This window comes from Chitinophaga rupis (genome assembly GCF_900109685.1).
Taxonomy (GTDB): domain Bacteria; phylum Bacteroidota; class Bacteroidia; order Chitinophagales; family Chitinophagaceae; genus Chitinophaga; species Chitinophaga rupis.
Genome location: NZ_FOBB01000005.1, coordinates 388,810 through 408,925, shown reverse-complemented (window position 1 = coordinate 408,925; position 20,116 = coordinate 388,810). Strand labels below are relative to the sequence as shown.

Below are 20,116 nucleotides of genomic sequence, written 5' to 3'. Positions count from 1 at the left end.
TAGCCTCTTTCTATTGAACAAATACATATAATTACTCCGCACACGTAGGGCAGCACACAAACGGCACCTCCGTCAACGGCGATGTACGCAAGATCCTATACTTACCCAGCGCATTCGTTAGCGCATACTGGCTTTGCAGCTGCCGGGATTCAATAGCAGCATATACCTGCGGGTTATTGGCCGTTAGCTTCTTGATCTCAGGCAGTGATAATCCGATATGCTCATACAGGCTGGTGATGTTGCCAAACACTTCTACCGTAAGCACACTTAATGGCGAATCTTCCGGAAGCCCCAGGGCCATGAGCAGCGCAGCTATTTCCTTATTCTCCCAGGTGATGGTGGCTGTTTTTACCTGGTCTTTAAAAATAGCTACCAGCGCACCGGCAACCAGTGAGGCCGTGGTAAAGCTTTGTGTAGCCAGCGGCGTTACTTTCAACGGCGCATCCTGCAGCGCATCATAAGCCTTTAACAACTTACGGGAGGTATCCCGGTCCAGGTCAACTACCTTACCGGCTGCACGTTCCTGGATCACCTGGTCCAGCTTGCGCTGGGTTACGGGATCCAGGCGCAGGGTATTTACTTCATTCAGCATGGTGAGGTTAGTGAGCAGCACACCTGCACGCGCAGGTTCGTCGGTTTGCTCTACTGTCCAGCGGTGTAGCTCCTGGCGGCCGGCGTTATACAACACGCCAAAATCGCGGTCAGGTATTTTCACCACCGGAGGCCGTGAGAGCTGCATCAGCTTTTCATCCAGCAGAATATTGCGGTAGGCCAGGCCATCGGCCTGTTTCACCTGTGCATATAATACAGCGTGCATTTGCGTGCGGGGCGGGTCCGGTGTTACATCCTTACCTTTCCACACAGCTTTTGCATAAGGCGCATTTACATACACACGATCTTTATCACGGTCTACATTGCACAGCAAAGTAGGCGCAGGATGCTGAATGCCCGTTACACGCAAGGGACGGCCAAAGCGGCCCTGGGCAGTGCTCCACAGGTTTTCCTTATTATCTTCCGCATTACTCCAATGCCCGTGTCCCATACGGAACTCGTATGTAAAAAAGCCGAACAGCTCAGCGCTTTCTGCATGCAGGCCCGGGGGCAGCGGCAGCAGGTAGTGCACATTATCATTATCGCTGGCTTTTTCCATGGCCTGCATGGCGCTCAGGCCGGCCATATCATCCGTTTGGTTAGGCGCAATGCTGCGGGTATATTCCGGGTCAATGGGCAGCGGCGGGTCTTCTGTTACATCATTGGCAATGCCGATATTGTTGCTCAGCATCTGGTCCGGCGCATATTGCAGCAGGCGGCAGAAAACCGTATCATGCGGGTCTGCTACCGGTTCTTCCAGCTCTACCCACAAATAACGCTGCCGTGGTTCTGTGGCGCTGTACCTTTCATTTTTACGGTAAGGCGAAAATGCTATACCCACACTGGCGATCTTTGGCACCTGCGCCGGTATTACGGTTGCCGGCAGGTCCAGCTGTTCCTGTGTAAAGGTGGCGGGCGCGCCGTGGTTAGGTTTAAAATTAGGTGTAAGCGTATACGTTACCTGCAGCTCATCCGGGAAGCGCAGCTGCCCGTTGGATTGTTTGAGCGCGGTTTTAGGTTCAATAGCATCAATGAACACCAGCGTGGTGCTGTTGCGGTTCACTATCCCAAACTCGTCCGGGATCAGGGATTCAAAAGAGGCATAGTGTTTCAGCTCTATATCGCCCAGCACATCCAGCACTTCAGCTTCCGCTTCGGTATCATGTTTGAACTTCTTTTTACGGCTAATGGTAAAACCAACATCCTGCAGCGCATCCCAGCTCCAGTCGCGGTTAAGGCGGTATACCACACAGCCTATCCAGTGGTTAGACAGATCCCCTTTGGACGAAAACGTAATGCTGCTATGATCCGGCGCCAGATGGTGGCGGATCTTGTTATTGCAGCCAAATACCACCCGCTCTCCTTTTTTGCCTACCAATGTAAGATTGCGTGATACCACGCCCAGCTGCTGCGCCAGGCGCTGCACCATATCCGGCATACGGTCCGCACTTTCGCGGATGAAGAACAGGGAAGCAATGGTGCCATCATTCACATAAGGCGGATCGGGCTGCAGGTACACCCCCTGTACTGGTGTTACATTGGCTTTGGGCAGCAGCAGGTTTGCTTCTGTGCCGGATTCCTTGTAAAAACGGAACTGCGTGGTTTTGCCGTAACGGCTATCCAGGTCGGGATTGGCATCATTAATAAAGCCATAATAAGCGCTGTCGCCCTCGCATACACCACGCACGGTTACGCGTATACGCCTTGCTGTGGGTAAGGGAATATCCGTCATGGCATCAATGGCCGGCTTGTTCAGCGTGGCATCATTAAACGGATCATCCAGGTTACCCAGGTTCAGGGAAGCTATATCATGAAAAACAACGGGCAGTGTTAATTCATCGTCAAAGCCGGCAGGAAAAGCGCGCGTGGTGCGGTACAAGGTTACATAGTTCTCTTCACCGCTATCGCTTAAAAGATTGTCCAGGCGCAGGGTTTCCACTTCTACTTTTACCTCAGCCTTCACTACATCCGGGTCGGCAATGGCAGGGGTTTTACTTTCGCCCTGCGCTGCATTGGATTGTATGAGCAGCTGCACGGGGTCCTGCCCGGCGGCCTGGTATTTACCGGTAAATACCACTGCGGGGTAGTTCAGCAGCGGGCGGCGTATATGCAATACCGGGCTGGCATCAAAAGTATGTACGTTAGCTTCATCAACAGATTCATTGAAATAATCAACCTGTGTGCTGATCAGCTGCGCGGGTTTATCTATGCGGCAAAGGCCGGGCGCTATGTATCTTTTAAAAAGGCGTTTAGCCGTTGGCGATGCTGCGTTGTTAAACAGCTCCTCTCCTATGGCGGGGCCGCCGCCGCTGATGTCCTGCATACGTACGCGGAACTCGTAAGTATTGCCGTATAGGAGTTTGGCGGCAGTAGCTACTTCATCAAACAAATTATCCGGCGGCACATTTTGCTGTGCTATTATATCACCACCATCGTCTTTTATTACCCCCTGCTCATTCTGGTAAATGAGCACTGCGTCATGATCTTTCAGCACCAGGCTTTTGCCTATCCAGTTGGTAAAATACATGGGCAGCCAGTAAGCGCCGGCAGTATTATTATCCGGCTGGGTAGGAAATACCTGGAAGGGCAGCTCCACTTCTTCATTGGCGGCATTGCCTACACTGGCGCCGCCTATGTTATAGGATTGCTTGCTTCTCACCAGGTTCAGGCTGTTCCAGGCATCCACGCCTTCCTGTTTCACGTCTATCCGGTAGCCGAAAACGCCTAAAGGTGCATCTACCCTTTTACCCGGCTCCAGCGGGTTCTGAGCCAGCTGGCGAATGTACCAGATCAGGATCTGCTCATCGTCCCAGGCCAGGCGTATGCCTGCGTCTTTTACCGGGTGTGCGCCGTCCTGCTGTTCGCTTAGCAGGTTGCTGCTCACGGGTTGGGTTACATGCACGATCTTGGCAAAACCATCGTTGTATTCATTCAGCTCTGCAAAAATTTTGTCCCACTCCCCTTTGGGCTCAGGGTCTACTGCATCAATGGTTTTGCGGTACAACACCGGGAACAATAACGGTGCAAATACGGGCCTTGGCGTATCTACCTTCAGCTTCGGAATGCGGGCGGCATAGCGTTTTACAAAAGGACCGTCTGCATCTTCCAGCAATGCATTCTGAATGGGTACATAGTCTGCATTCACCAGGTCGGCATACAGGTAACAACCTTTTTCAAACAACGCGGCATTATCTTCCACAGATACCTCTGTTTGGTAGATCATTCCGCAAGCCCTTGCCAGCAGGGGCTGTCGCAGGATGTGAGCAAACACCTGGCCCCAGCTCAGATCATCTTTAGTAGCCCAGCCGGGTTTCTTCTTGGTGTCTTTACGGATCGCGCAATGATAGCTGTCATCCGTACGGGCATTGGGATGGCGGGGACTGGTGAAGTTGAAGGATTCCCGGTAGCTTAGCGGCAGGTACTTGCGCACGCTGGTTGATTCGGGGATCACTGCTTCTGCTTTATCGGTGGTGTTATCTACGTTTATTTTTGCGCCCAGGTCAGCGGCAATAGCCTGCAGCAATGCTTTTTTGTTGGCCGCTGCTGCGATGGCTACCGGTATTTTCACCGGCACACGGCCTGCTGCGGTGGCATTGCTTAAAGGCCATTCATCCAGGCCTTTTACCACGCCTATTTCAAACTGTGGTACCAGGTCGGCAAAGGGTGTGGCATTGTCATCCGGGGCTGGTAAGCCGGTGGCATAAGGGGTGAACGGGTCCTGGTTGCGGGGGATCAATACAATGTTCAGGGCTAATTTTTTCCCGTCAAATCCCTGGGGAAACACCATTACTGTATATCTTCTCTTAGCTTCCATGTGTGCTGTTTTTGTAATGAATGATTAGGAGGTGATGTATGGCGGCGCTTATGCAATCTGCCGGTCCTCACCCCAGGTTTTTGAAAAGCTGATATCGATGATGAGGAAAATGCTGATGTCAAGCGCAAAGGTTACCTGTGCGGAGGTTTCTGTTTTATCGCCGGTCTTTTCTACAATCCCTTTGGCTTCTATGCTGATGGTCACACATACCAGGCCCCCCAGCAGCTCTGCGTTTCCGCGGAACAGCATCATGGCGGTGATCACTACCTTATCCTTATCTGCATACATTTCAATACCTACCATAAAGGTTACGCTGGCATGGCCTACCACCGGCAGGCTTACTACTATCTGCACGCCAAAAGCAAAAGCCAGCGTAAGGTTGGGGCCTACCTTGGTATCGCAGGCTATCTTTACATCCACAGAGCCCTGGGCAAAAATGGAGCCCACGCCTACGGACATACACATTACACTGAGGCCGCCATGGAATTTCAGGAAAGCGCCTGCTGTGGGCAACAGCTGCCCGGGATCAGTAGTAACCTTTAATGCGGCGTTAAAGTACACACCTATACCTAAAGAGGCTTCCAGCTTCAAAGGTGTTTGCGCGCTGTTATACAGCTCGTCGGTTGGCGGAAAGCGTACCAGCGGAATGTCTTTGGTGGCTTCAAATTTATATTCCCATATTTCACCGCTGTTGCTCATGGCAATCTTAAGCCCGCGTTTCATGGCTTCTGCATAATTGCCCTGGCTCAGCTGCGCCAGCACTTCCAGGATATCTATTACCGGCTGCAGCGCATCGCTGAACTCAATTTCCGGCACCGGCAGGCCTATGCCGCTATCGCCGCCTTCATAGCCACTCTCCTTGTTCTTGCTGGCATCAAAGTTCCCTTTGATGGTCATGAGCTTTTTCATATCGCCCAGGTCCACGATCATGGAGAGATTGTTTAAACGGCTTTTCCATTGTTTACCCATATCGCTGGCAAAAGAATCCACATCAAAATTCAGCTTGCCATCGCCGTAAGCGCTATCCGGCTGGGGATGTGTTTTTTTCTTGGTGGTGGCGTAGTGAATGTAAATACGCAGGGCTTCCGTATCTACCAGCGGTATATCAAACGGTGGTATATCAAAGTTCATGGCTTTATCCACCAGGCCGTCAATGCCTTTCTGCAACAGGTTCATACCCTGTTTCACTACGGCTTCGCCTACTTTTTCCGCTTCTACCTTTAACAGCTCCAGCACCTGTGTGCCCCCATCTGACAAGGCATTGGTAACAAAAGCCACAGCTGCATTGCCGGCGCTGTCTATCCCATTCAGCATAGGCATGGCCTTGCCGAAATTATCTATGGCGTTGCCAATGTTGGGGAAAATGCCGTTGCCGGTCATCAGGCGGTAAGCATCTGCAAAAATGGGCGGTGTTTTACTCAGCAGCATTTTTTGCAGCTTGCCATAAGCTGGTGTAAGGAACAATGCTTTTTGCGTGGCCGTGCTTTGCAGGTAGCCAAAGTTAATCGTGCTGCTACCTGGCGCGCGCAGTATTTCCAGCGGATGGGCAATGCGTAATAACTGGCTGGTAACCACTGCAGGATCCACCACTACATCTTTTTTCCATTTACCGGTACGTATAAGCGGTACCGTGGTACCGGTGGGCAGCGGCGTTACATCGCCTGTGCCGGCATTATGCGTTATCATGGCCCAGCTGCCGTCTTTCGGCAGGAACACATTACCACGTGCAGCTACTACAAATACCTTGTTGCCACCGGCATCTACAGAGGGGTTCACATCAAAGCGGTTTAGCCGCATCTGCTGATCGCTGTTGTTAATATCCACCACGCAATCCAGGTCGCCGCCAATGCTATCGTTCTGCAAGGCCAGCAGCTCCCGCAGCTGGTCTACGGTCAGCGGTTTACCGGCAGGCGCTACCTGCACATAACCCAATATTTTCTTAGATACCACGCGGTGCTCAATATGTCCCTGCACTACATTCTCTATTTCCACATCCGCATCAAAATATACACCGCCGCATTTTACGGGTTCGTGCAGGGTATTGCCGGTGGTATTGGTATAGATCTGGCCTTTAATACCATTGAGGTAATCAGCGCCATTGGGTATATCATTGGTATCTGTATACTCTGCTACAGATGGCGCATCCTTGATGTTGCGCACATTGAACAGGCCTTTGATAATACCGGGATGAAATTCATAAGGCTCATGCTCTGTTACAAAATCATTGGGGTTGGTGGTGTATGGGTCCACCCCTTTCTTTTTATACCGGTAAGAGAAATCAAACTTGCCGTCGCTCTCTGCTTTCCAGCCGCTGTCTGTGCGGTACACATAGCCAGTGCCGGTACGGAACAGGGTAATGGTGCGCACCACGCGGATGCCCCAGGGATACAAAATGCTTCTTACCTGGATCACCTCATGAGCGGTGCGGCCCAGCATCACATCAAAGCGCGCCTGGCTGGTTTGGGCCATAGCAGCTGAGGGGCTTAGCCAGTTACTGAACATACTGGCGCCGTAGCCGGTAATATCCATACGGCTTACGGGCACGCCCCTGGAATCTTTTATAAGGTTGGATAAGCTGAGCACACCGGTCAGAAATTCATTATTGAATATTTCCGTTACGCGATGCCCCAGGTTGCTGCCTACCGTGGGCTGGCCCACAACGTTTAACAGGTTATTCAGCTGCACTACATATCCCGGGAACATCGGCGAATCGTTGCCCAGCTCCGGATCGGTTTTACCAAAGGTGCCGGCTGTCATGCGCAGCTGTATGCCGCCCTGCAACTTGTAGGTGCCATCTGCCTGCTTGCGGAATACGGGCCGTATATTGGCCATATCCGGCTTTTGCGGTTCTATAAAGTGTTTGGATACATAATTGATCGCCTTTAAACCAAATGGCAGCGTAAAGGCGGATACGGTGAAATTCTGCGGGTTGTTCTTAAACTCATCCAGCAAAGAATTTACTACCGGTATAGGCGCCAGGGCCACGGGTTTGGGGTTGTTGTTCCAGATGCGGGTAGGACCGCCATCATCCGGGAAGTACATAAACCCTGCTTCGGGGTCCATGGGCAGCTTGGGCGAGGTATTGTCCAGCGGGTTATCCCGGTCCGGCGGTGTAAGGTTAATAACCGGCTCCCAGGCAAATTGCGGCAGCGTAAAGGAACGTACCAGCACACCTGGTGTTTTTACCTGCATGCCTTCCACAATGAACGGAAAACCGGTATTGGTGGCTACTACCGCGGCTTCATTCACAGCGGCACCGGCAATGCCCGGCGTGCCCGGCACCACGGTACCTGTTTTCACAATGATCATTTGCCCGCTAACGCTGATGCCTAACTGATTGGCATTGCTGCTCACATCCAGCAGGGCAAAGGGTTCTGCATTCAGTCGGTTGCCTACAATGGCATTGTCCCACAGGTTGCCGTAGGTATATCCCTTGTTGGCTTCTGCGATCTGGCCCTGTAAGGCTTGTCCGTCCAGCGTAGTATCCAGTGCAGGTTGCTGCTTGTCTGGTATGGTAGCGGTAAAGTCCGGGCGCAGGGTTAGCTTTTCCAGGAAGGCATTATTTTCTGCACTTACTTTTTCTAAAGAGGCGGCATTAATTTTTACGGCGGTGCTAACTGCGCCAAAAGATTTTAATGCCCGCGGCGTAACAGTTAACCTTGCATTACGGCTAAGCGCGGCGCTGCGGGTAAGCATATTGGCGTTCTGTGCCGGCGTGGGCGCAGGTGTGGGTACTGCTGCCGGGGTACCAGGCAGGTTGACAATATCACCCGGAGGTAATGCGCCAAAGTGGAAACCGGTATTCACATCATCTGTTTCCTGGTCAATGGGACTGTATCTCACGGCGCACAGCAGCATGCTGATGGGTGTGGCTGCCAGGTTGCTGCGGGTACCGGCTTCCCGGCCAAACAAACGCTCCCAGGTGCGCAGGTTGCCTACGTAAGGATCGGGTAAGGTAGGCAGGTAACGGTACAGTACAAACGCCAAAAAAAAGTTGGCACGGGTTACCTGCTGCCAGGTTTCATTACACTCACCGAATAACAAACATGCATTCACCGGGGATACGGTGAACACGGCATTTTCCAGCGCAATGGCTACCGGTTTTATAACCGGCGCTGCGGTTGCTGTGGCAATGGTATTATCGGCAATAATGTTATCATCATACAAATAAATTAAACGGCGGGTATCACTGGCGCCCAGCATCAGCAGCGATGAGCGGGAACGGATATCAAACACTTCCCCGTTCACCTTTACCGGCCGGTCTGTTTTAAAATCACTGTTACATACGGTGCTCACAAACTCCTGTGCCTGCGGGCTGTTGCTGCTGTAAAAGAAAGGGGAATTAGCGGTGAATGTGAGGTCAACGGAAGAACGGCGCGGGTGCTGTGCATCTTTCCAGAGATCCAGGTGCTGGGAAGCCCCGGTGATATCGGATAACAGGTCAATGATCACAATTGCGCCCGGTGCGCCTGCTATAACAGGCTGGGTTAAACGAACATCTTCTTCCTGTAGGTTGGTCCATACAGCCCGCAGGCCTGCATCACATTGTAATAACAGGCCGCCGTTGCCTTCTGCTTCCAGCGGGTTATTTACATCCAGTACTGCTGCCGGCAGGCTCCAGTAACTATTTAACACAGGCGCTGTACCGGAAAAAGTAACAAAGGGGCTTTTGCTGGATGTAATGGAAAGCTCTGCTACACTGGCTTTCCAGGGTACCAGTATTTGATGAAAAGTATCGTTATAGATGAGGGCCGGGTTAGGTACGGGCTGGTAATCAAATTTAAGGGAGCTGCCATACAGCTCACACACCGCGCTGCCGATGGTCATGGTGGAAATACGTTTTGTATTGCCGTTCCAGGTAAAGTTCCAGGCATCCGGCAGCTGGTATTTAGCTGCACGCGCATCACTGCCATAGACGGATGTACCTGCTGCACCATCATCCGCATCCTGTACTAGCTGCAGGGCAAAGTCCATGCTGGTGCTGGGGTTCAGGGTGATCTTACCATTCTGCAGGGTTGGCGCAAGACTTAGTTTCAGCGTACCGCCTTTTACCTTTACCCCCACAAAGCGGTCAACGGGCGCAGTGGAGGAAAGCAGCCGTGCATTGATCCACATGCTGCCGGCTACAATGGTATAGTTGCTGGCAGCAGTGCCAATAGGCACCACACGGCCTACAGATGCGGAGAACAATAATACCGGCTGTGTGCCCATATATAATGTAATGAGCTTTACTACGCGGTACACATCGATCCATATTTCCCTGCCTTCATTATTAAGGAAAGGTCCCATGGTATCAACGGCTTTTGCGCCTGCAGCCCATTCGGGCACACTGCCTGACAGCTGGGCGCTGCGTACCGGTACGGTGCGTACATACACGCGTAAACCATCATCTGTTTGTTGTTGGGATGCCTGTTTGGCAATAGCTGCAATGTTATCAAGATTGGCAGCGCTGATCTTTTCCCGGGCATAAAGATCTGAGTTGGCAAAGAGCTGCTCACTACCTGTATCGTCGCTATGCACCAGGGATGCGGCTATGCGCCGGCGGGCCTGTTGTAATGCTTTTTCCTGCTCCGGCGTAGCAGCATGCAAATGGCCGGTAATGCCTTCCAGCAACGACGTTAATTGGGGTTCCGTCATGGTGTCCTTGATTAAATGGAATGAGAATTTGGGGTATTCAGTGTTAGCCTGTCTATTGGGGTAGCAATTCCGAACTTGATTTAAAACTACAAATATTTCTGAGGAAAAGAAAAAAATAAATGAAAATCGTGAAATACGCTTACCGGCATTATAAACTTGCTGAAGACCTCATTCTACACAGCTGTCACTTCATTATACGGTATGATGCCAACACATAACGGGAACCAGCAGGCGGGAGATCTGTTATACCAAAGGCCGATCCTTAGTGGCAACCAGTTAAATCCACGAAGTTTCCCGGAAAAATGTTATATTCAGCAACATTCAAACCCAAATTCCATGTGTAAATTTATTATCAGAACTGGCAAGCATCATCAGTTCTTCTTTGATCTGAAAACAGAAACCGGGGACACTATCCTTTCCAGCGAAGCATTCCATACCAAGGCTGCCTGCAATACAGGCATAGAAGCGTTAAAGGCAGTAGCGAGGGACGACAACAAATTTGAGCGAATGAAGTCCGCAGACGACCATTTCTACTTCGTTATAAAAGCCGCGAATGGGAAAGCAATTGCGAAGAGTGTATTATTCGCCAATCCGGCGGACAGGAATGCTGCGATTAAGAGTATTGAGGCTGAGGCGCATGATGCAGTTACGGTAGAACAGTAAAGTTAATCCTCTATAGCATGACGACCGCAAAAAAAAGCCCCCGCACTCTTGTGAAGAACGGGGACGAATGTGTACAACTAAAATAAAATGAAAAAAAATGCAATAAAATTAAAAAATGCTTGTCTTGTTTGTTTGTCAAAAGCTGAGGACTTCCGGGGTTTGAACCCGTTGAGATAAGTGACCTTCGGGGCGTTTATCACAGCAACCATGCTGTCCTTTTGTAGTAATTCAAAGATACTACATTTATAATTACTCACAACTTTTTCTCGTACAAAATTTTCCCTGATCTTAAAATAACTGCAATGAATGAATGCGGTGTGCGCAGCTCATTTGCAACCTCTTCCGGTGTATAGAACAAACAGTCCACTCTTGTTACGGAAGAATAGAACGTACGCCGGATATCCAGTCCCCGCAAGTGTTTGGGCAGGTCGCTATGTTTGATCACCAGTATATCTATATCACTCTTACTGGTTTGCACGCCTTTGGCGTATGATCCGAATAAGTAGATCTTATCCGGATCATAACGCTGTATCAGTCGGTTGGTAATGGTGTCTATAAAGCTATCGATCATACGTTAACTGTTCACCTGGTATTTGATCACGATCAACATTTCTTTGATCTCATCTTCCGTTAATAATTTGTAGCTGGCAGCAGCTGTTTTTTTGATCTTAATTTGCAGCGGGGCCAATGCGGCGGGCGCAGGCAGCGCTTTATCCGCAATATGCCACTGCTCCCCTGCTACCCTGGCGGCGGTGAGCAGATCGGCATCTGCATCGCCAAACAAAGGTTTCACCTGGATCTTGTATTCATCCATATTATCCATATAGCCGTAACAGGTAATGTTACTGATCTTCACATTCAGGCTGCGGGTAAAGAAGGGGAAGCGGTCTTTGGTAAGCGCAATGTCCAGCTGCTGATCTGCATTGTTTTCCGGGTGCAGGAACTTATACCATGCGCTTGCATATTCATGCTTGGCATCCAGCAACAGATAACCTTCTTTCGGCAGCTTGGTCACCACCTGCTGCATCACGGTTTGTTTGAAAGCGCTGCCGCCTTCACGTGACTGGTATTTCAGGTGAATGATCACATCTGCAATGGTGTTAAAATCAAACTGGTTACATTCTTTTGGCATATCCAAACGCCAGGTGCTGATAGCGCCTGCGCCTTCAAACGGCAGAAAACGTTCGTCGCGGAAGTTCAGCTCAAACAAACCGCTATCGTTCTGTGCGCCGCTGGTTGCGATGGATTGTATGGCTGCAAAGTCCTGCACCAGGCTGGCCGGCTGCAGATCTGTTTTAGTACGGAAGCTATTGGTAAGCAATGTAAGCGTTGCATTAATGCTGGTGTACGGCCCTGTTACACAGGGAATGGAAATGCTTACGGATTTAATACGCCGCATATAGTGACCGGGATAATCCAGGTCAAAGAGCATTTCAGCCAGGGGTATTTCGCAGGTGCCTTTATTCTTCAGGTCTGCCAGTTTTTGCGGGGCCAGGTTAGCCAGTGAAATATGCTTGGTTATTTCGTACTGACGTTTGTTCTGATCCAGGTAAGCAATGTCCAGACGTTTCAGATCATAGTGCAGCTTTTCACCTGACAGCAATCCTTTCTTCAAACTATCCCAGTAACCAAAGCTGATGAAATCAGAATCCTGCAGGCCTAATTCAAAGCGGTAGGCCTTCTCTGCTTTCTTGGCTACTTCATAGGCCATTTTATAGCTCTGGAAATAAGTGGCAGAGATCTGCGTGATCATCCAATCATACAATTGCTGATTAGTGTATTTGCCCCGCATGTATTCATCCGTTGCATGTGCATTGCTGATCTGCAGGCCCAGGTTATCCAATTCGCGGGTGGCAATATTCAGGCGGATCTCAGCTGCGGTGATCTGGCTTTCTATCTGGTCCAGCTCTTTGTTAGCCATATCTATCTGATGCTGCCATTCTTCCCAGCGCCGTTCATGGCCGGCTTTGATGCCAGCCATGTTAGAGGAATGCTGGCTCATAAGCGACAGGAATGACAACACATCGCTTGAAGCTTTTGCGGCCTGCGCCAGGTTTAAACCGCCAAACTTGAACTTGGCCAGCGGGCTGCCGCCAAAGCCTGATACGCCCAGGTCAATATCCGGGATAAGGGCTATGAGCGATGCGGCCAGCTGTACGCCCTGTGCGGCTTCCTGAAAGGTTTGCGCTTCATTCAGCTTATCAATATTCAATTGCTCCTGTGGCAATACTTTACTACGGCTGGCAAAATAATCGCGCCGGGCTTCTATGGTTATCTTACTGCGGTTCAATCCTTCTATTTGCTCTTTCACTTCGCTGATCTGCTGCTTGCGGATGTACTGGTTAGCTTCCAGCACTTTTATTTCCTGTGTAGCGCGCAGCAGGGACAAGCCTTCTGCATCTTTCTTTTCCAGCACAGATAACAGCGCGCCGCCTAATGCTTTTACATCATTACACAGCTCCTGCGCTTTGGATAAGATGATGTTGAAACGGTAGATGGGTGCATTCACACCGGCATCTTCCATTACACTGCCCAGGTCAATACCTGCGGCTGCGGCCTTTACCAGCAATGCCGGATCAATAGGCGGCTGGAACAATGCCAGCTGGCGGAACACACCTTCTATGTTCAGGCAATGCCTGATCTTATACAAACGGTCTGCTACCTTATCCCAGTAATCCAGCAGCTTATCGTTATGCGGTATGCAGAAATACAAAGTATCTACATCCGGCAGGTTCACCCGCTGTGAATCTACTACGGCGCCGGTTTTATTTACGGGTACAAAATTCTCTGTTTCTACCAGCGCGTTGGAAAACTCATCCAGGTTAGGTTCCAGCGATTCGTATGTTTCTTCGAACAAAGGCGCTTTGGATGGAATGATCTTTGGCCGGGGGCCTAACAGCACGGCGGCCATTACATACAGCTGCGTAGCTTCGTTCACAGACTCCATTGAATCCTGGCTGAACAAATTATCGGCCCAGCTCAATAGGTTGTCAATGAACTTCATTACAATGTTCTTCTGATAAGCTACAGTGCGGTATTGCGCCAGCAGGTGGGGGTTAAAAGGATTATCGCGCCATTCATCTACCTGCTTTTCCAGCTCAGAATTGGTTTTAGAGATCTGCAGCATCAGGTTCTCTATCTGCTGTTGGTAATATTGTGCAGAAGTGGTTTCATAAAATGGCCGCGTGATCCAGTACCGCTGTGGAGTTGGTATTTCTGCATGCGTAACCGGATCGGTATGATAAGTACCTGCGGGGTTGAAGATGTAGTTGTACCAGCGGTATGCTTCATCAAAACGCTGGTTCTGACTCAGCTTATTGGCAATGAAATATGGAATATGGAAGAACAGTTCCCAGTTATAAATAGCATAAGGGCCGCTCATGTTAAAGTCAACGGTTTCCTTTGGATACAGACCTTTGATGAGCGAAGTTGCGCCGTACTCCGTTTTAAAATCAAAGCCTGTATTTGCCAATTGGGTAGCGCGGTTTAAGATACCATCTACCCCCAAACCGGCCAGCTTTTGCATGAACAGCTCCACCATGGGATGATAGAAAGCAAAACACTCATACCCTACCCTGTATTGCACGGCAGTGCTGCTTACGGGCCTGGTTACTGTGAACTGTGAACCATTCTTATAATACACCGTGGGCCTGATGAAGAAGCTGCGCTTGCGGTCTTTGAACACAAAAGGATGCAGGGAATCAAACTGGCTGTCCTGGTGGCGGATGACCAGTGAGAAGGGCGTGCGCGATGTTTTAAATACCACGCCATCATCCAGGCGGTTGCCGTCTGCAATTTTTGCTACTACGGGTTGTTTGCCATAGGCATCATTCACCAGATCGTTGTATTTATGATGCACACCCGTGGGTAAAATAAAATCCGGCTGCTTAAAGCCGGCAGGCAGGGTTTGCACCTGGCGGCCCAGCTCACCGTAAATGTCGGTATTGGCGGTGTCTGTTTTGAACAGCTCAAACGTAAGGCCGTTAAAAACAAATTCGGAAATATGCCGCAGCTGCTTACCTACAGGCGACTGGCCGGCGCCGTCAAACTCCGGCGATACACTGTAGTACAAATGAAAACGCAGCTCACCGGAATTATCGTAGTTGGTAGTTTTCAGGTGATAGCTGTAATCCGGGCGGTAGTGGATGGTGGGCAGTATTTCCTTGGATATTTTCTTGGGCTGCCATTTACCATTTTTGAATACCGTCCACGCAATCTGGATCTTCCAGAATTTGTCCGGCTGCGCGTTGGGTAACGCACCTGCTGCGGCGGGCGGTATAGTGATATTAGGTTTGGGCTCGCCCATGAACACGGGCCAGAACACGTGCAGCTTGTTGTTGAACATTACAGGCATAATATGTTCACCCGTGATGTCTGCATCAATCTTTTCCCAGGCGGTCCAGCGGTCGCCATTCAGGAACTGGCGCATATAGTAGTTATGTGGTATACCTTTGGTTCTGCCTACTACATACATAATACTTTGCGGGCCTTTCTGCTGCTCGTACATACCGCAAATATCCAGACGCGATACGGCTTCCAGCTTTTCCAGGTAATTCATGAAAGCTGTTTCCACGGATTCATTGGTGATCTCATTCTGCTGCAGGTCATTTTCCAGCTCCTGGAAAAAGGGCGTTTTGTTATCGCGCAGCTCCGGCTCAATCCAGTTCTCCGGGTACAGGAACACTTTGCGGTTAGCTTCCCATATGCGGTAATTCTTCATCCACTTCCACTGGTTCCATTGCGGATCTTTTTCACTGTCGATGATCACCTTGTTATTGGCTTCCAGGTTCATAAAACCACGCTGTACAAACAGCTGTATGGAGCCATTGGCCTGCACCATGCGCGATGTGAGCTGGCATGAGCTCATCTCCACATCCACCAGGTACCAGGCATACAGATCATCTTTTGTTTTCCAGTTATTGGCGGGGGTAGCCAGGTTTGCCAGCATGTACGCGCACAGCGCATCGCGCTTTTGTTCCCGCAGCACATCCTGTATAGGCTGGGTAATGTTTAACCATTGTGTATTGCTGTATTTGGCTTTTACAGCCAGCTTAATGGCCTGTGCATTGTCCTTATTCAGGTCCTGCGCTTTAGACCATTCTGCCAGCTTATCAGGCCCTACGCCGGTGATCCTTAACCAGCTGAATACTTTGTATAAGGTTTGGTAGTAAGCGGGTTTTATGAAATCGGCATTCACAAATTTCAGCAGGGTGTTCAGCTTTGTAATGGCGGCCTTATCCCAGCCGGTAAGCAATGCCAGGCCATCCAGCCAGGCCGGCACATCCAGCGGGTTTGCGGCAGCGCCGGAAAGCACCTGTAAAAAGTCCAGCTGGTCCTGCTGGGCGAATAGTTTGTTATAACCTATGATGGTGCTGATGTTAAACAGCTTGTCGATGCCCGTGGTTTGGCCGTCTGCTACCGGCAGATCGCTTAGCGGCATCAGGTTAAAGATGGCCGCATTAGCCAGCAGCCATTCCATTTCCCGCACGTTCAAACGCAGCTTGCTGATCAGGAAACCGATCTTGTACAAGAGGTACAGCGTTTTGTATACGTCTGCAAAGTTGGTCTTATTGGTTTCAAACTGGAACTTTTTAGGGTCGGCCGGCAAGGGTGCAGTAAGGCGGTCATCGTTCAGAATATCCAGCAGCAGCTTGTTTACGCCGCTCAGCTTTAAGCCGGACAATACCTTCTTCAGTACCGGTACTTCAATGGTGAACCAGTCGGAGATGGATTGTGTGATCTGGTTCTCTACTTTCAGCTTCACATCTGCCGCTGCGGTACCTGCCAGCTGCGCTTCTGTTTTAATAATGCGTATACTGGTACGATAGCCGTTAATGAGGTCTGTGATCACGCTATCCGCAGGCGCTAATGGCGATGCGGGATAATATTTCAGCAGGGTTTGCGCTTCGGGAATAGTGATGCCGGTGGCCTGCAGCGTTTCAAACTGTTGAATGAACTGCAGCGTGCTATCCGGGCTGTCAAATGGTTTTACCACGCCCTGCAGGCTTGTGAAAACCAGAAGCTCTTTTATGCTGATGTTCAATGCGGCGGCCAAAGTGCTATAGCGGAATAAGTGGCTCAGGTTAGCCAGCGACAGCTCGTAGATGGGAGTTGCTGCGGGCGGAATATTCAGCAATTGCAAAATGCTGAACATATCTGCTTCTGTAATGTTCAGCCCTGCCAGGATCACAGAGCGGTTATCTACTGCCTGATCATCTATTTTAGCAAGCACCGGTGCGGCGGTTACTTTCGCTACCTCAAAATTCGCGTTCACCGGGTTTAGCACCGCCTTGTTAAGGAACAGCCTTTGATATAAAGCATCCCCTGAGCTGAAGTCAATATTTTCATAAAAAGCCAGCAGCTGATCCACCGGTAAGGCCAGTCGTTTCTTCAGCGCATCAAACAGGCGCAGGTTGTGCAGGAAAGCAATGTTCAACGTGCCGGCGCCTACCTTAGCGCACTGGATCGCCTTATCCACCTCCCACATGGCCCAGCCCAGCTTTTTCACCAGGCGCAATACTTTATTGATAATGCTTAAAGTAGCTACATCATTGGCATCTTTTACAATGGTTTTTATAGTATGTACCTGTGTATTACAGGTACCTCCATCATCAATCGTAATGAGCTGCCCACCGTTTACAGTACGCATGTTCAGCAGCGCTAACATCTCTTCATAAGAAAGACCGGTACGATCCAGGAAAGCACGTACATTATTCATGTCGGTAAGCGTGGCAGTACCCCATATTTTCTTTTGCAGGGATAACGCGTCTACCACCGGTGTAATGGCGGCATCATTCACCACCAGGTCTGCCGACATACCCGGCCAGCCAAACCAGGCAGCGGCCATTTGTTTTTTCCAGGCATCCTCATTCAGCGGGTTATTCACCGGTTTAAAGGTTTCTATGAGTGCGGAACGGGAGATCTGCAGGTGATCCAGGTAAGCTCTGCCCTCCTCTTCCCACAAGTGAAAAGGCAATTCAAAGGGTATACCCGTTGCCGTTAGTGGATTGGCCAGCTTATCATATGCAGCGGGTATTACGTTAGCGGGGTTGGCGCGTAATTCCTCCTGGGTGCCAATGGTCTGGAAACCGCCGGCCACGCCGGCTACTGCGCTTTCCAGTATTTCATTCACCACATCAATGTAGGGCAATGGTGTGTTGGTATTGTCGCAGTTCAGCTTTAGCCTGGCTATATCCGGGCGGCGCGCCAGCAGCACATCCCGCACAGGTTTATTATCTGTTGTATTGCGTTCTTTCAGGAACTGCAGCAGGTCCACCATATAAGCTGCAGGGCTGTATACGGAGCGGCAATGCGCACACTCACAAAAATCATTAGAGCCGAACAGCTTTTCCAGGTTTGGAAAATTTACCAGCTTATCTTTTAGCTGGTCTTTGGCTGCATCCAGAAAATTGCCTACTGCTGCTGGGTTCACCACGTTAAAGGCATAGTTCAGCTGGGAGAACAACGCTACGGAGCCTGCATAGCTTTTTTCAGATATTTCAAATACACGGGCTGCTTCAGTAGCCGTGAGCTTGCCGGTGGTATCTTCCCCTTCGGTGCCCTTGATCACATAACGGTCCATGAACACGGTGCGGCCCATGCGGTAGATCTGTTTGGCGCTGTGAATATTATCATGCAGCAGTGTTTTCAGCGTGTCTTTATTATCCGTAAGGCGCAGCACACGTTGCAGCTGTTTCAGCGGAATGCGCAGCACAGCGGGGTCCAGGCCATTGAGCTTTTCCTTATTAGCCGGGTCAGTGAGATAGCTATCTATGTTTGTTTTTTTCAGGTCAAAGTCCGGGTTAGCTGCCAGGAACTTGGCGGTTTCTTCCCGGTTAGGTATGTTAAAGTCTGCTTCATCTGCCAGCTTTTTGGCGATGCCTGCGGTAAGGTAAGCAGTGTCAAAATTGCTATCTATGATGGTGGCGTAAATGTTGATGGCTTCTGCATCCGTCATTTGCCCATCCTTGATATTATCCGGGAAACCGGGGCTGCCGGGCGGCTGGTGCACTTTGGTAATAATGGCTACCCAATCTTTCAGCAGGAACTTTGCAAAATCTGCGATCTCCATTTTAGGATCTGCATCCAGCTGGGCTTTGATGGCTGTTAATACCGGCGGATGGTTCTTTACCAGGGAACCTATTTCCAGTGTAGTGCGTACACTTTTTATTTCTTCCGGGGTAAGCATTCTCTTCACTTCTTCCTTATCCCAGAAAAGGGATAATGCTGCATCGTGTTTGGTGAGCAAACCTGCCAGCGGCTGCTGTTTTTCTGCCGGTAGTTTGGCTATATCCAGTAAGGTTTTTAAAGGCGTTTTACCTACAATGAAAGGTATGTTCAGGGCTTCGGCCGTTTCCAGGTCCTGCAGCTGTTTTACAAAATCAGCGATCTGCGCATCAATCACTGCATCTACCGTTAGCTTGGTATTAGGCGGTATTACGCGGGATACAGGAAAGCTGTTAATATCTACTGCGGCGCGTAATGTTCTTTGCTGCATTTCCGGCGAAATAGACAGTATGCGGAAATAAATGAAATCCGTTACGGCCTGCAGCCCGGCTATCTTACTTTCTGCCAGCAGATCGGCCGGCATATCGCCCGGCTGTTTTTGCCGCAGGAAACCAAAGATGACTTTTGCGGGTACTTTTTTAACGGCTTCTATTTTATGTGCAATGATCAGGAACAGCAGCTTTTGCGTGGTGATGGAGGATGCGCCTGAAAGGAACAGGATATCCTTTTCAAACGCGGCAGGGTCCTGCCCTGTGCCCAGGGAAGCAATGGCCTTATCTTTCCCGATCTTGTTCTGCAAAATATCTACCCAGGATTCAAACTCAGACCGGCCCAGGTATTTACCGCCGCCATATACCACATTCTGCTCCAGCTCCAGGCTTACAGCAAAAATGGTGGGTGTTTCATACGGCACGCCTGCGGGATTGGTTACTACTATCACGATATCCACCCTTTCACCGGCCGGTTTATAGGTAACCTGGTAAGCGCCATCTGCCGCAGTGGTGGCTACTCCCAGGCTGGTACGGGCAGTAAAGGTCACTTTAAATACTTCTACTTTATAACCTACGGCGGGCTTGCTGTTCTCATCACTTATCTTTCCCTTGATCACGGCATCCTGCACCACATCGCCGGCAGCTACGGCATTACGGATAGCCGTGGCCGTTGCATCATCCAGCTTGCCGGTTGGTTTAATACCATACTTTCTTTGTATAGCGCTGATCTTGGCCGAAGTATCGGGGCCAAACGTACCGGATTTATATTCTTTGGGGTGGATGACCAGCCCCAGCTTGTTCATTTGCTTGTGCAGTGATGTAACCGGTTGCCCACGGAAGCCTTTTTGAAGGTTAACGGGATTAGCCATAATAATCTTTTTTGGAGTTTATGGAATTGTGGTTTTTTACATGT

5 protein-coding genes are annotated in these 20,116 nt (G+C 50.1%); 1 reads left to right on the top strand and 4 read right to left on the bottom strand.

The window, feature by feature from the left end; all coding sequences use genetic code 11:
- Positions 1–31 precede the first annotated feature (31 nt).
- On the bottom strand, positions 32–4,405 hold the full coding sequence (locus tag BMZ54_RS21070) for a hypothetical protein (protein WP_089916898.1): 4,374 nt from the start codon (positions 4,403–4,405) through the stop codon (positions 32–34).
- Positions 4,406–4,453: 48 nt separating this feature from the next.
- The gene (locus BMZ54_RS21065; RefSeq protein ID WP_143081092.1) at positions 4,454–10,042 is read right to left on the bottom strand and encodes a hypothetical protein; all 5,589 of its coding nucleotides are present in this window, start codon (positions 10,040–10,042) and stop codon (positions 4,454–4,456) included.
- Positions 10,043–10,378: 336 nt separating this feature from the next.
- Here BMZ54_RS21065 and BMZ54_RS21060 point away from each other — a divergent pair, with 336 nt between their 5' ends.
- Entirely contained in the window at positions 10,379–10,705 is a 327-nt protein-coding gene (locus tag BMZ54_RS21060; RefSeq protein ID WP_162277632.1) for a YegP family protein, read from the top strand.
- A gap of 253 nt (positions 10,706–10,958) precedes the next feature.
- On the opposite strand, the gene BMZ54_RS21050 is transcribed toward BMZ54_RS21060, so the two are convergent.
- Together BMZ54_RS21050 and BMZ54_RS21045 are read right to left on the bottom strand one after the other, a co-directional pair.
- On the bottom strand, positions 10,959–11,276 hold the full coding sequence (locus BMZ54_RS21050) for a nucleotidyltransferase domain-containing protein (RefSeq protein WP_089916886.1): 318 nt from the start codon (positions 11,274–11,276) through the stop codon (positions 10,959–10,961).
- 3 nt (positions 11,277–11,279) lie between these two features.
- Positions 11,280–20,072, bottom strand: a complete 8,793-nt coding sequence (locus BMZ54_RS21045; RefSeq protein ID WP_089916884.1) for a Tc toxin subunit A-related protein — start codon at positions 20,070–20,072, stop codon at positions 11,280–11,282.
- Positions 20,073–20,116: the final 44 nt, after the last annotated feature.

Bases quoted from the DNA above. Each gene is read 5' to 3' on its own strand.
- BMZ54_RS21070 (WP_089916898.1), bottom strand. From the start codon at position 4,405: ATGGAAGCTAAGAGAAGATATACAGTAATGGTGTTTCCCCAGGGATTT.
- BMZ54_RS21065 (WP_143081092.1), bottom strand. From the start codon at position 10,042: ATGACGGAACCCCAATTAACGTCGTTGCTGGAAGGCATTACCGGCCAT.
- BMZ54_RS21060 (WP_162277632.1), top strand. From the start codon at position 10,379: ATGTGTAAATTTATTATCAGAACTGGCAAGCATCATCAGTTCTTCTTT.
- BMZ54_RS21050 (WP_089916886.1), bottom strand. From the start codon at position 11,276: ATGATCGATAGCTTTATAGACACCATTACCAACCGACTGATACAGCGT.
- BMZ54_RS21045 (WP_089916884.1), bottom strand. From the start codon at position 20,072: ATGGCTAATCCCGTTAACCTTCAAAAAGGCTTCCGTGGGCAACCGGTT.